We start from the raw sequence: 12,475 nt of genomic DNA, 5'->3' as shown, positions 1-12,475 counted from the left end.
AGCATTACTTAACCTGAGGTGATTCCCATGATGAAAGGTGGCATGGCCGGCCTGATGAAGCAGGCGCAGCAGATGCAAGAAAAGATGGCCAAGATGCAGGAAGAACTGGCCAACGCCGAAGTGACCGGCCAAGCCGGCGCTGGGCTGGTGAGCGTGGTGATGACCGGGCGTCATGACGTCAAACGCATCACCCTCGACGACAGCCTGATGCAAGAAGACAAGGAAGTGCTCGAAGACCTGATTGCTGCGGCCGTTAACGATGCGGTGCGTAAGGTGGAGCAGAGCAGCCAGGAGAAAATGGGCGGCATGACCGCCGGCATGCAGCTCCCCCCCGGCTTCAAAATGCCTTTCTAATTGTTCGACGCGCCCATGCGATGCACAGGGCGGCGTTGCCGGTGAGCTCGGCGTCCTCATGGGCTTGAGCCCACTGCGGGGCCTCGTTCACCGGCGCCTTGCCCTGTACATCGCCTGAGCACGCCGGATGCTTGAAGCCTCTCTCGCAACAAAGCGCTGATCCTGTAGGAGCGGCTTTAGCCGCGATGTTTTTATGTCCCGTTATTGTTCATTCTGGATTCCCACCCATGAGCTTCAGCCCGCTGATCCGCCAACTCATCGATTCCCTGCGCATTCTCCCCGGCGTTGGGCAGAAGACTGCGCAGCGCATGGCGTTGCAGATGTTGGAGCGTGATCGCAGCGGCGCATTGCGCCTGGCGCAGGCGTTGACCCAGGCGATGGAGGGCGTCGGCCATTGCCAACAATGCCGAACGCTGAGCGAAGATGCCATTTGCCAAACCTGCCAAGACCCGCGTCGCGACGACAGCGTGCTGTGCGTGGTGGAAGGGCCGATGGACGTAAACGCGGTCGAGCAGACGGGCTTTCGTGGCCGCTACTTCGTGCTCAAGGGCCACCTCTCGCCGCTCGACGGCCTGGGCCCGGAAGCCATTGGTGTGCCCGAGCTGCTGGCTCGCATCGAGGCGGGCACTTTCGCCGAGGTGATTCTGGCCACCAACCCGACGGTTGAAGGCGAAGCCACGGCTCACTACATCGCTCAATTGCTCAGCAACAAAGGCCTGATCGCCTCGCGCATTGCCCACGGCATGCCGTTGGGCGGCGAGCTGGAGCTGGTCGATGGCGGCACCCTGGCGCACGCGCTGGCGGGGCGGCGGCCGATCAATCTGTAGTTTTGCGGCTCGGCACATCTAGAGCTAGCAATTCGCGCTTGAGAAGAATTACCATTTGCGCATTAATCTTGGGCAATGGATCTTCAGGTGCAGTCACACGCCGCCGAGCAATCCCTGCAGCAGCTTTACCGCGAGCACCACGGCTGGCTGAGCGGCTGGCTGCGCAAGCGTTTGGGCTGCGCCGAGAATGCGGCGGACCTGGCGCAAGACACCTTCCTGCGCGTGCTCAGCAAAGACAGCGACCTGCCGACGCTGCGCGAGCCGCGCGCTTACTTGTCGACCATCGCCCATTCGCTGCTGGTCAACTTCTGGCGCCGCCAAGCCCTTGAGCGCGCCTATCTCGACGCCCTGGCCGCCCAGCCCGAGCACTACGCGCCCTCGCCGGAGGAGCGCGAATTGATCATGCAAACCTTGCTGGCCATCGACGCCATGCTGCTGCGCTTGCCGAGCAAGGTGCGCCAGGCGTTCCTCTGGTCTCAGCTGGACGGCCTGACCTACGCCGCCATTGCCACGCGCTTGCAGGTGTCCGAGCGCATGGTAAAGAAGTACATGGCGCAGGCGATGTTGCATTGCCTGATGTTGGAGCAGGGCGCATGACCTCGTCCACGCTCGACTATGCAGTGCTACAACAGGCCGCCGACTGGTTTGCCGCCTTGAGTGACGGTGGCGTCAGCGAGCATCAACGCCAAGCGTGGCGCTTGTGGCTGGCGGCCAGCCCGGACCACGCCGCCGCGTGGCAGCGGGTAGAAGCCATTAGCGGTCAATTCGAGCGCCTGCCCAGCGAGCGCCGCCGCGCGGCCGGGCAGGCGCTAAGCGTCGCCGGCCAGAGCAGGCGCCGGGCGATTGGCATGCTGGCGCTGCTCTGCGGTGGTGGCGTGTTAGGCCTGGCCACCGTTCGCCGCAGCACCTTGCAAGCGTGGGTGGCAAGCGAACGTACGGCGGTTGGCGAAGTGCGCGAAACGCGCCTGGCCGACGGCACGCAACTGTGGCTGAACAGCAACAGCGCCGCCGACATCGACTACAGCCCCAGCCTGCGTCGCGTGCGGTTGTTCCGTGGCGAGCTGTTGCTCGAAAGCGCCCACGACGGCTTACGCCCGCTGGTGGTCGATACGCTGCAAGGCCGTCTGCGGGCGCTCGGTACGCGCTTCAGCGTGCGTCAGGGCGAGGGCATCACCCAGCTCAGCGTGTTCAACGGCGCAGTAGAAATTACGCCAGCAGCAGGTGGCGCCATCCGGGTTATCGACGCCGGCCAACAGCTGCGTTTCGCCGCTTCAGGCGATGGCGCGGTGCAGCTCGCCGAGGCCGGGCGCCAAGCCTGGAGCAAGGGCGTGCTGCTGGCCGACAACATGCGCCTGGGCGATTTCATTTCCGAACTGGCCGAGTACACGCCGGGGTATCTGGGCTGCGATCCGCGTATTGCCGATTTACGCCTGGTGGGCGCGTATCCCTTGGCCGACCGCGCAAAGATTTTCGCCGCCTTGCAAACCAGCCTGCCGGTGCGCATTCGCCAACGCACGCCTTGGTGGACCACGGTTGAGCCCGCCTAAGGCGGCGCGAAAATTATTTTCACCTGGCGGTTCCCCTTTTTGCCGTTCGCTTGGCTTCAGGTGCGTAGGGCATGCGCAACGCGTGCAGCCACCCACCAAACGGAACAGTCCATGGCTTCCAATACCTTCGCGTTAGCTGTCACCACCCGCCGCCTGCGCCCGGCTGTGCGCCTGGCGCTGCTTGCACTTCCCATGACCGTCTTGGCGCCGCTTGTGGTCCAGGCCGCCGAAGCGCCGGCCAGCGAGCAAACCGTACGCAGTTACCAGATTCCGGCCGGGCCGCTGTCCTCAGCACTGAGCCGTTTCGCCGCCGAGGCGGGCGTGTTGCTGTCGGTGGATGGCCGCTTGACCGAAGGTAAAACTACGCCGGGCTTGCAAGGCAGCGTCAGCGTTAACGAAGGCTTTAACCGTTTGCTCGCCGGCAGCGGTTTGCGCGCAATTGGCGATGGCCAGGGCGGCTACAGCTTGAGCGGCGGCGATAGCGGGGCCGCGGTGGAATTGCCTGCGGCGTCGGTCAAGGCCTTCGCCCTGGGCAACGCCCTCGGCAGCATGGAAGGCTACAACGCCACCCACAGCAGCGTGGCGACCAAAACCAGTAAGGCGTTGGTCAACACCTCGCAATCGGTGTCGGTGGTGACCCGCGAGCAAATGGACGATCAGGGTTCGCAAACCGTTTCCGAAGCCATCCGTTATGTGCCGGGCGTATTGACCAACCCCTACGGCGCGACGCATCGCTACGACTACGTGGCCATGCGCGGTTTCAACGACGGCTCGGTCGACAACATCATCGTCGACGGCCTCAAGTCGATGAGTGACGCCGGCACCTACAGCAGCCTGCAAGTCGACCCCTATTTCATCGAGCGCATCGACGTGCTCAAAGGCCCGTCCTCCGTGCTGTACGGCCGCAGCAACCCCGGCGGCCTGGTGGCGCTGACCACCAAGCGGCCCAAGTTCGAGGCCAGCAATGAGGTGCAACTTTCAGCCGGCAGCCACGACTACAAAGCGCTGGGTTTTGACACCACCGGGCCGCTGACCGAGAACATCGCCTATCGCCTGGTGGGCTTTGCCAAAGACACCGACACCCAGTTCGATTACACCGAAGAAACCCGCTACACCCTGATGCCGAGCCTGCTGGTCAACTTCAGCGAAGACACCTCGTTGAATGTTTACGCCTATTTGCAGAGCGACCCGCAAGCCGGCTACCACGGCGGTCTGCCGGCCTCGGGCACGCTGTACACACGCAACGGCAAGCGCATCTCCACCTCGTTTTTCGAGGGCGAACCGGGCAACGACACCGCCAAGCGCGAGCAACAAATGTTCGGCTACGAGTTGCAGCACCGCTTCAACGACGTATGGAGCGTGCGGCAAAACTTCCGTTACCTGGATTCCGACTTGGAGCAGAAGCAGGTTTACGCCTATGGCTATGCGGCGGGCGATGAGCTGTACCGGCCGTATTCGGCAGCGGATGAAAAGCTGCATTCCTGGATCGTCGACAACATGCTGCAAGCCGAATTCTTCACCGGCGCCGCCGAGCACACGGTGGTCACCGGCCTGGACTACCAGCGGATCAAAAACGTCGTCGACTGGCCCTACGGCACGGCCAGCACGCTGAACGCCTTCGACCCGCAATACGGCGACGACAGCATCACCTTCACGCCCAACTTCCAGCTCAACAGCTACCTGCGCCGCAAAGAGCAGACTGGCGCTTACGTGCAGGACCTGATCGAACTCGACCGTTGGAATATCTCGCTGGGGCTGCGCAAGGACTGGTTCGACGTGTCGGAAGAAAACCGCGTCGATGAATTCAGCGCCAGCACCGGGTTGGTGAACCGTCCGGCCGGCACCGAGAATTCGCTGACCGACAGCAAAGTCACCGGCCGCGCGGGCGTGCTGTACCAGTTCGATAACGGCATTGCGCCGTATATCAGCTATTCCGAGTCGTTCAATCCGTCTACCTACAGCGACGCGGCCGGCAGCCTGATCGAGCCGTCGGAAGGCAAACAGTGGGAAGTGGGGCTGAAATACCAGCCGACCGACACCGACGATCTGTACACGCTGTCGTTGTTCGACATTCGCCAAGAAAACGTGGCGACCAAGCTGGCCAACGAGAACTTCTACCGCAATGCCGGCGAAGTGGAATCCAAAGGCGTCGAGCTGGAAGGGCGTCTGCACATTACCGACAGCCTGCGGTTGCTCGGCAGTTACACCTACACCAAGGTCGAGTACGCCAAGAGCTACTTCAGCTTTGACAGCCTCGGCGTCGAGAGCGACGTGAAGGGCAACACGCCGTCGCAAACGCCAAAACATATGGCGAGCCTGTGGGCCGATTACCGCTTTGACGGCACCGGGCTTGCCGGCTTGGGCGTGGGCGCTGGCGTGCGCTACGTCGGCAAAAGCTGGGCGGATGCGGAGAACACCGTTTATGTGCCGTCGTACACGCTGTATGACGCTTCCGTCAGCTATGACCTTTCCGAAGTGGGGTTGAAGGGCACGTCTGTGCGCGTTAACGCCAACAACCTCACCGACGAGAAATACGTGGCTTCCTGCGGCAACCTCAACTTTTGCTACTACGGCGAAGAACGCAACGTGATGGCGACGGTTATTCAGAAGTTTTGACTGATCCAGCTGTTGGGCTTCGCCTGCGGCTCAACCCAATGGCGAACCACGATCTCGACTTTGGCCGAACTGCCGCCAGATCCGTGTTGAAAACCAAGCAAGCGCTCGGTAAGGTCGGCCAAACCTTTCCGAGAGCTCGCCATGTCTGCCTTTCAAGAATACTTCGACGACTCGCACCAACTGGTTCGCGACTCGGTACGCCGGTTCGTTGAGCGCGAAATCCTTCCTCATGTAGCGGACTGGGAAGAGGCGGAAAGCTTTCCTCGCGAGCTGTACCTGAAAGCTGGGGCTGCGGGCATTTTGGGGATTGGTTACCCGGAACAGTTCGGCGGCAGCCATGAAGGCGACTTGTTCGCCAAGGTCGCGGCCAGCGAGGAATTGATGCGTTGCGGCTCCGGTGGCCTGGTCGCCGGCCTGGGCTCGCTGGATATCGGCCTGCCGCCAATTCTCAAATGGGCCCGCCCGGAAGTGCGCGACCGGGTGGTGCCGCAAGTGCTCAGCGGCGAAAAAATCTGTGCGCTGGCCGTTACCGAGCCCAGCGGCGGCTCCGATGTGGCCAGCCTGAAAACCCGCGCCGTGCGCGACGGTGATTTTTACCGCGTGACGGGCAGCAAAACCTTTATCACCAGCGGCGTACGCGCCGACTACTACACCGTGGCCGTGCGCACCGGCGGCGAAGGCTTTGGTGGCGTCAGTCTGCTGATGGTGGAGAAGGGCACGCCCGGCTTCACCGTGGGCCGGCAGCTGAAAAAAATGGGCTGGTGGGCGTCCGACACCGCCGAGCTGTTTTTCGACGACTGCAAAGTGCCGGTGGGCAACCTGATCGGCGCCGAGAACATGGGCTTTGCCGGCATCATGGCCAACTTCCAGTCGGAGCGACTGGCGCTGGCGATCATGGCCAACATGACCGCCGAGCTGGCCTTGGAAGAATCCCTGAGCTGGGCGCGGCAGCGCGAGGCGTTTGGCAAACCCATCGGCAAATTCCAAGTGTTGAAACACCGTCTGGCGGAAATGGCCACGCAGCTGGAAGTGTCCCGAGAGTTCACCTACCGCCAGGCGGCGAAGATGGCGGCGGGCAAGTCGGTGATTAAGGAAATTTCCATGGCCAAGAACTTCGCCACTGATGTTGCCGACCGCATCGTTTATGACGCGGTGCAGGTGGCCGGTGGCATGGGCTTTATGCGCGAGAGCCTGGTGGAGCGGCTGTATCGCGATAACCGCATCCTTTCTATTGGGGGAGGGACGCGGGAGGTGATGAACGAGATTATTAGTAAGCAGATGGGGATTTAGGGGTGGGGCTAGAGCGCTGGGTTCAGCTTTTGCGCTTGGCTTGAAATTCTGGATCCCGAATCGTCGGACCGCCGCATTCGCGAGGATGACGGAGTTTTCCTTAAGCTCACCGTCATCCTTGTGGAGGGCCGCCTTCGCAGGAATGAAGGAGTTTTTCTTAAGCCCACCGTCATCCTCGCGAACGCGGGGATCCAGAGTTTCGGACTAATCTTCGGTCGTTAATCACACCCACCCCGCACTGTCGGGCTTCGCCTTTGGCCCACCGCCCCACTTACGGCCAGAAACCAAGAGCATCGCGGCTAAAGCCGCTCCCACAGGGCAGGGTGGTTTTCACCAACAAAACCATCTCTATTCCCCAAACCCTGTAGTCCGTTTCCTCTTTTGGCACTCTTGTTGCACTCACCCGGTTACCTACCGCATTGCGTCAAAAAACCTGCGGTCACCGGAGAAGCGTCATGAGTCAGGGTGTCGAGTTCAATCGCCTAATGTTGGAAATGCGCTCCATGCAAATGGAGGCCATGGCCCGTCCTAAAGTCGCGGCAGCACCGGCAGAAGTCGGGGCGCCGAGCTTTTCGGACATGCTCGGCCAAGCCGTCAACAAGGTGAACGAAACCCAGCAAGCTTCTAGCCAACTGGCCGAGGCCTTTGAAATCGGCAAGAGCGGCGTGGATATCACTGACGTGATGATCGCCTCGCAGAAGGCCGGCGTGTCCTTCCAGGCCATTACGCAGGTGCGCAACAAGCTGGTTCAGGCGTACCAAGACATCATGCAAATGCCCGTCTGAGTGGTTGGCGTTATCCAGCAAACTCAGGGCCCGCAACGGGTTAAGCAGCAAGACGCAACAGTGAGTTAAAACATGGCAGAAGCAGCGATCAGCAACGTACCCGTCAAGGCAGATTCCAACGAGCCCAAGAAGCCGCTGTTCGGCTTGGCGTTCCTGGACAACCTGTCGCAGATGACCATGCTGCGGCAGGTCGGCCTCTTGGTCGGTCTGGCGGCGAGCGTGGCCATTGGCTTTGCCGTGGTGCTGTGGTCGCAGCAGCCGGATTACCGCCCGCTGTATGGCAGCCTGGAAGGGATGGACGCCAAACAAGTGACGGAAACCCTCACTGCCGCCAATATTCCGTACACCATGGAACCGAATTCTGGCGCGCTGCTGGTTAAAGCCAGCGACGTGTCCCGTGCCCGCCTGCAACTGGCGCAAGCCGGTGTGTCGCCGCGTGATGCCAACATCGGTTTTGAAATTCTCGACGGCGAGCAAGGTTTGGGCACCAGCCAGTTCATGGAAGCCACCCGTTATCGCCGGGGTTTGGAAGGCGAGTTGGCGCGCACCGTGTCGAGCTTGAACAACGTCAAAGCGGCCCGCGTGCATTTGGCCATTCCGAAAAGCTCGGTGTTCGTGCGTGATGAGCGCAAGCCAAGCGCCTCGGTGCTGGTGGAGCTGTATCCGGGCCGTGCGCTGGAGCCGAGTCAAGTAATGGCGATCGTTAACCTGATCGCCACCAGCGTGCCGGAACTGAGCAAGTCGCAAATTACTGTGGTCGACCAGAAAGGCAACCTGCTCTCCGACCAGCAAGAACTGTCCGAGTTGAGCATGGCCGGCAAGCAGTTCGATTACAGCCGCCGCATGGAAGGCATGTTCAGCCAGCGCGTGGACAGCATTCTGCAACCGGTGTTGGGCGCCGGCCGCTACAAGGCTGAAGTGTCGGCCGATGTTGATTTCAGCGCCGTTGAGTCGACGTCGGAAATGTTCAACCCCGACCAGCCAGCGCTGCGCAGCGAACAGAAGGTTAATGAAGAGCGCTCCAGCGCCGCCGGCTCGCAAGGCATTCCCGGTGCCGTCAGCAACCAGCCGCCAGGCCCGGCCTCTGCGCCGCAACAAGCCGCCGCCGCTGCGCCTGCGCCAGCCGGTCCGATTGCCGCTGGGCAACCGCTGCTCGATGCCAACGGCACGCAGATCGTCGACCCGGCCACTGGCCAGCCTAAACTCGCGCCTTATCCGGCCGACAAACGCGAACAAGCCACTCGTAACTATGAGCTGGACCGCTCCATCAGCCACACCAAGCAACAGCAAGGCCGCTTGCGTCGGCTTTCTGTCGCGGTGGTGGTGGACGATCAGGTGAACGTGAACGCACAGACCGGCGAGACCACGCGCACGCCGTGGAGCGCCGCCGACTTGGCGCGCTTTACCCGCCTGGTGCAGGACTCGGTCGGTTTCGATGCGGCCCGTGGTGACAGCGTCAGCGTGATCAACTCGGCATTTGCGGCCAGTCAGGGCGAAGAAATCGAGTCGATTCCGTTCTACACCCAGCCCTGGTTCTGGGATGTGGTGAAGCAAGTACTGGGCGTGCTGTTTATTCTGGTACTGGTCTTCGGTGTGCTGCGTCCGGTGTTGAACAACATCACCGGTGGCGGCAAGAACAATGCGCTGGGCAATGACGGCCACGGCGGCGATGTCGACCTGGGCGCCATGGGCGGGTTGGACGGCGAATTGTCCGCTGATCGTGTAAGCCTTGGTGGACCCGCGAGCATCATGCTGCCGAGTCCGTCCGAAGGTTATGATGCGCAACTGAATGCGATTAAAGGTCTGGTAGCCGAAGACCCGGGTCGCGTGGCACAAGTGGTTAAAGAGTGGATCAACGCCGATGAATGACAACCGCGCCCCCGCCAAGCTGACCAAGGTCGACAAAGCGGCGATTCTATTGCTCTCCCTCGGCGAAACCGACGCCGCGCAGGTGCTGCGTCACCTCGGGCCCAAGGAAGTGCAAAAGGTCGGCGTGGCCATGGCGCACATGCGCAACGTGCAGAAAGAGCAGGTTGAGCAGGTGATGGGCGAGTTCGTCGAAACCGTTGGCGACCAGACCAGCGTGGGCGTCGGTGCCGATAGCTACATCCGCAAAATGCTTACCCAGGCGCTGGGCGAAGACAAAGCCGGCAGCCTCATCGACCGCATTCTGCTCGGCGGCAGCACCAGTGGCCTCGACAGCCTGAAGTGGATGGAGCCGCGCGCAGTGGCTGACGTTATCCGCTACGAACACCCGCAAATTCAAGCCATCGTGGTCGCCTACCTCGACCCCGACCAGGCCGGCGAAGTGCTCGGCCACTTCGACCATAAAGTGCGTCTGGACATCGTGCTGCGCGTGTCGTCGCTCAACACCGTGCAACCGGCGGCGCTCAAAGAACTCAACCAGATTCTCGAGAAGCAATTCTCCGGCAGCGCCAACACCTCGCGCGCCACCATGGGCGGCGTGAAGCGCGCGGCCGACATCATGAACTTCCTCGACAGCTCGGTTGAAGGCCAGTTGATGGACTCGATCCGCGAAGTCGACGAAGACTTGTCCTCGCAGATCGAAGACCTGATGTTCGTGTTCGACAACCTCGCCGACGTCGACGACCGTGGCATCCAGGCGCTGCTGCGCGAAGTGTCGTCCGACGTGCTGGTGCTGGCGCTCAAAGGCGCCGACGAAGCGATCAAGGAAAAAGTCTTCAAGAACATGTCCAAACGTGCCGCCGAGCTGCTGCGCGACGACCTCGAAGCACGCGGTCCGGTGCGGGTCAGCGACGTCGAAGCGGCGCAAAAAGAAATTCTCACCATCGCCCGCCGCATGGCCGAAGCCGGGGAAATCGTCCTCGGTGGTAAAGGCGGCGAAGAAATGGTTTAAGGCACAGCATGAGCAACAAGGAAGGCCCCAGCGAGCTGATTCGCGCCAAAGACGTCAGCGGTTTGGCCCGCTGGGCGCTGCCCAGTTTCGATCCCGAAGGCGAGCAGCCTGCCGAGCCGTTGGCGCCGCCGCCTAGCGAACACAGCGCCGCCTCCGCGGCACCTGAGCCGGAGGTGAACGCCCAGGGCGAAGAGGTGCAGATCGAGGATGTCAAACCCTTGACGCTCGATGAGTTGGAGGTCATCCGCCAGGAGGCTTACAACGAGGGCTTCTCAACCGGCGAGAAAGACGGCTTCCGTTCGGGGCAGGTCAAAGCCAAGCAAGAGGCCGACGCCGCCCTGGCTGCAAAGGTCGCCAGCCTGGAACAGGTAATGGCGCAGTTGTTCGATCCCATAGCCGAGCAAGATCAGAAGCTCGAAGTCGCGCTGGTGCAGTTGGTCAGTCAAATGACCCGCCAAGTCGTGCAACGCGAGCTGACCATCGACTCCACGCAAATCCGCCAAGTGCTGCGCGAGGCGCTGAAGCTGTTGCCCATGGGCGCGGCCAACGTGCGCATTCATATTCACCCGCAGGACTTCGAGTTGATCAAAGCCCTGCGTGATCGCCACGAAGAAACCTGGCGCATCCTCGAAGACGAAACCTTGCAGCCCGGCGGCTGCCGTGTGGAGTCCGAGCAATCGCAAATCGACGCCACCATCGAAACCCGCTTGGCGCAGATGCTCAAGCAACTGTTCGAGCAGCAGCGCGAACAGGCGACCTCGCCAGCCGAACCGGATATCCAGATTGATCTGGACGGCGACGCGCCAGAGGTTATTCATGCGACTTGAGCGCCTGAGCTTCGCCAAACGCATGGCGGGCTACAGCGAGGCGATTCAGTTGCCGGCCCAGCCGATTGTTGAAGGGCGCCTGTTGCGCATGGTCGGCCTCACCCTTGAAGCCGAAGGCTTGCGCGCCGCGCTGGGCAGCCGCTGCCTGGTGATCAATAACGGCAGCTATCACCCCGTGCAGGTTGAAGCCGAAGTGATGGGCTTTGGCGACGGTAAAATCTACTTGATGCCGGTCGGAAGCCTTGCCGGCATTGCGCCGGGCGCACGTGTGGTGCCGCTGCCCGATTCCGGCCGGTTGCCGATGGGCATGACCATGCTCGGCCGGGTGCTCGACGGCACCGGCCGCGCGCTTGATGGCAAAGGCGGCATGAAAGCCGAAGATTGGGTGCCGCTCGACGGCCCGACCATCAACCCGCTCAATCGCCACCCCATCGACACGCCGCTGGACGTCGGCATTCGCAGTATCAACGGCTTGCTCACCGTCGGTCGCGGCCAGCGCCTGGGCCTGTTCGCCGGTACCGGCGTGGGTAAAAGCGTGCTGCTGGGCATGATGACCCGCTTCACCAACGCCGACATCATCGTGGTGGGGCTGATCGGTGAACGTGGTCGTGAGGTGAAGGAATTTATCGAACACATTCTGGGCGAGGAGGGCATCAAGCGCTCCGTGGTCGTCGCCTCGCCAGCGGATGACGCGCCCTTGATGCGCCTGCGCGCTGCCATGTATTGCACACGCATCGCCGAGTACTTCCGCGACAAAGGCAAGAACGTATTGCTGCTGATGGACTCGCTCACCCGTTTCGCCCAGGCACAGCGGGAAATCGCCCTGGCCATCGGCGAGCCACCCGCCACCAAGGGTTATCCGCCGTCGGTGTTCGCCAAGCTGCCCAAGCTGGTGGAACGCGCCGGGAATGCCGAAGCCGGTGGTGGCTCGATCACCGCCTTCTACACTGTGTTGTCAGAGGGTGATGACCAACAAGACCCTATCGCCGACTCGGCGCGTGGTGTGCTCGACGGCCACTTCGTGCTGTCGCGGCGCTTGGCCGAAGAAGGGCATTACCCGGCCATTGATATTGAAGCGTCCATTAGCCGGGTGATGCCGGCGGTGGTTGACGCCGACCATATGCGCAACGCCCAACGCTTCAAGCAGTTGTGGTCGCGCTACCAACAAAGTCGGGACCTGATCAGCGTTGGCGCCTACGTGCCCGGCGGCGATCCGGAAACCGACCTGGCCATTTCCCGGCACGCCGCGATGGTCAATTACCTGCGCCAGGGGCTCAACGACAATGAAAGCCTGCAGCAAAGCAAAGACGCACTCGCTGCGGTATTCGCACCCGCGCCGCCGCGCTGATGG

11 protein-coding genes are annotated in these 12,475 nt (G+C 61.9%); all 11 read left to right on the top strand.

The features are described from left to right. Positions 1-27 precede the first annotated feature (27 nt). The 11 genes from ACZZ0Q_RS15425 (at position 28) to fliI (ending at position 12,472) form a co-directional block, all read left to right on the top strand. A complete protein-coding gene (locus ACZZ0Q_RS15425; RefSeq protein WP_122451450.1) occupies positions 28-354 on the top strand; it encodes a YbaB/EbfC family nucleoid-associated protein in 327 nt (108 codons plus the stop codon). Positions 355-581: 227 nt separating this feature from the next. Then, entirely contained in the window at positions 582-1,181 is a 600-nt protein-coding gene (gene recR / locus ACZZ0Q_RS15420; protein WP_463541704.1) for a recombination mediator RecR, read from the top strand. Positions 1,182-1,268: 87 nt separating this feature from the next. After that, the gene (locus ACZZ0Q_RS15415; protein ID WP_463541705.1) at positions 1,269-1,778 is read left to right on the top strand and encodes a sigma-70 family RNA polymerase sigma factor; all 510 of its coding nucleotides are present in this window, start codon (positions 1,269-1,271) and stop codon (positions 1,776-1,778) included. Continuing rightward, complete coding sequence (locus ACZZ0Q_RS15410) at positions 1,775-2,728, top strand: FecR domain-containing protein (protein ID WP_463541706.1); 954 nt, start codon at positions 1,775-1,777, stop codon at positions 2,726-2,728. Before ACZZ0Q_RS15415 ends, ACZZ0Q_RS15410 begins: the two co-directional genes overlap by 4 nt. A gap of 111 nt (positions 2,729-2,839) precedes the next feature. Then, positions 2,840-5,344 carry a TonB-dependent siderophore receptor gene (locus ACZZ0Q_RS15405; RefSeq protein ID WP_463541707.1) on the top strand — a complete coding sequence of 835 codons (2,505 nt, stop codon included), beginning with the start codon at positions 2,840-2,842 and terminating at the stop codon, positions 5,342-5,344. A gap of 141 nt (positions 5,345-5,485) precedes the next feature. Further along, the gene (locus ACZZ0Q_RS15400; protein WP_463541708.1) at positions 5,486-6,634 is read left to right on the top strand and encodes an acyl-CoA dehydrogenase family protein; all 1,149 of its coding nucleotides are present in this window, start codon (positions 5,486-5,488) and stop codon (positions 6,632-6,634) included. A 455-nt stretch (positions 6,635-7,089) separates the two neighbouring features. Beyond that, positions 7,090-7,419, top strand: a complete 330-nt coding sequence (fliE, locus tag ACZZ0Q_RS15395; RefSeq protein ID WP_122496946.1) for a flagellar hook-basal body complex protein FliE — start codon at positions 7,090-7,092, stop codon at positions 7,417-7,419. Positions 7,420-7,491: 72 nt separating this feature from the next. Then, positions 7,492-9,288 (top strand): flagellar basal-body MS-ring/collar protein FliF, encoded by a 1,797-nt coding sequence (gene fliF, locus ACZZ0Q_RS15390; RefSeq protein ID WP_463382275.1) that lies wholly within the window; start codon positions 7,492-7,494, stop codon positions 9,286-9,288. Continuing rightward, complete coding sequence (fliG, locus tag ACZZ0Q_RS15385; RefSeq protein WP_122496950.1) at positions 9,281-10,297, top strand: flagellar motor switch protein FliG; 1,017 nt, start codon at positions 9,281-9,283, stop codon at positions 10,295-10,297. Before fliF ends, fliG begins: the two co-directional genes overlap by 8 nt. An 8-nt stretch (positions 10,298-10,305) precedes the next feature. After that, the gene (gene fliH, locus ACZZ0Q_RS15380) at positions 10,306-11,124 is read left to right on the top strand and encodes a flagellar assembly protein FliH (protein WP_463541709.1); all 819 of its coding nucleotides are present in this window, start codon (positions 10,306-10,308) and stop codon (positions 11,122-11,124) included. Further along, positions 11,114-12,472: a flagellar protein export ATPase FliI gene (gene fliI / locus ACZZ0Q_RS15375; protein WP_122496954.1), complete on the top strand. Its 1,359-nt coding sequence runs from the start codon at positions 11,114-11,116 to the stop codon at positions 12,470-12,472. Before fliH ends, fliI begins: the two co-directional genes overlap by 11 nt. The last annotated feature ends 3 nt before the right edge of the window (positions 12,473-12,475 follow it).

The sequence above is a fragment of the Pseudomonas sp. AC070 genome (genome assembly GCF_979258635.1).
This window is presented reverse-complemented; position numbering and strand designations above follow the sequence as displayed.

Coding starts and splice junctions, on each gene's coding strand:
- ACZZ0Q_RS15425 (WP_122451450.1), top strand. CDS start 28: ATGATGAAAGGTGGCATGGCCGGCCTGATGAAGCAGGCGCAGCAGATG.
- fliG (WP_122496950.1), top strand. CDS start 9,281: ATGAATGACAACCGCGCCCCCGCCAAGCTGACCAAGGTCGACAAAGCG.
- fliF (WP_463382275.1), top strand. CDS start 7,492: ATGGCAGAAGCAGCGATCAGCAACGTACCCGTCAAGGCAGATTCCAAC.
- fliH (WP_463541709.1), top strand. CDS start 10,306: ATGAGCAACAAGGAAGGCCCCAGCGAGCTGATTCGCGCCAAAGACGTC.
- recR (WP_463541704.1), top strand. CDS start 582: ATGAGCTTCAGCCCGCTGATCCGCCAACTCATCGATTCCCTGCGCATT.
- fliE (WP_122496946.1), top strand. CDS start 7,090: ATGAGTCAGGGTGTCGAGTTCAATCGCCTAATGTTGGAAATGCGCTCC.
- ACZZ0Q_RS15400 (WP_463541708.1), top strand. CDS start 5,486: ATGTCTGCCTTTCAAGAATACTTCGACGACTCGCACCAACTGGTTCGC.
- ACZZ0Q_RS15405 (WP_463541707.1), top strand. CDS start 2,840: ATGGCTTCCAATACCTTCGCGTTAGCTGTCACCACCCGCCGCCTGCGC.
- ACZZ0Q_RS15410 (WP_463541706.1), top strand. CDS start 1,775: ATGACCTCGTCCACGCTCGACTATGCAGTGCTACAACAGGCCGCCGAC.
- fliI (WP_122496954.1), top strand. CDS start 11,114: ATGCGACTTGAGCGCCTGAGCTTCGCCAAACGCATGGCGGGCTACAGC.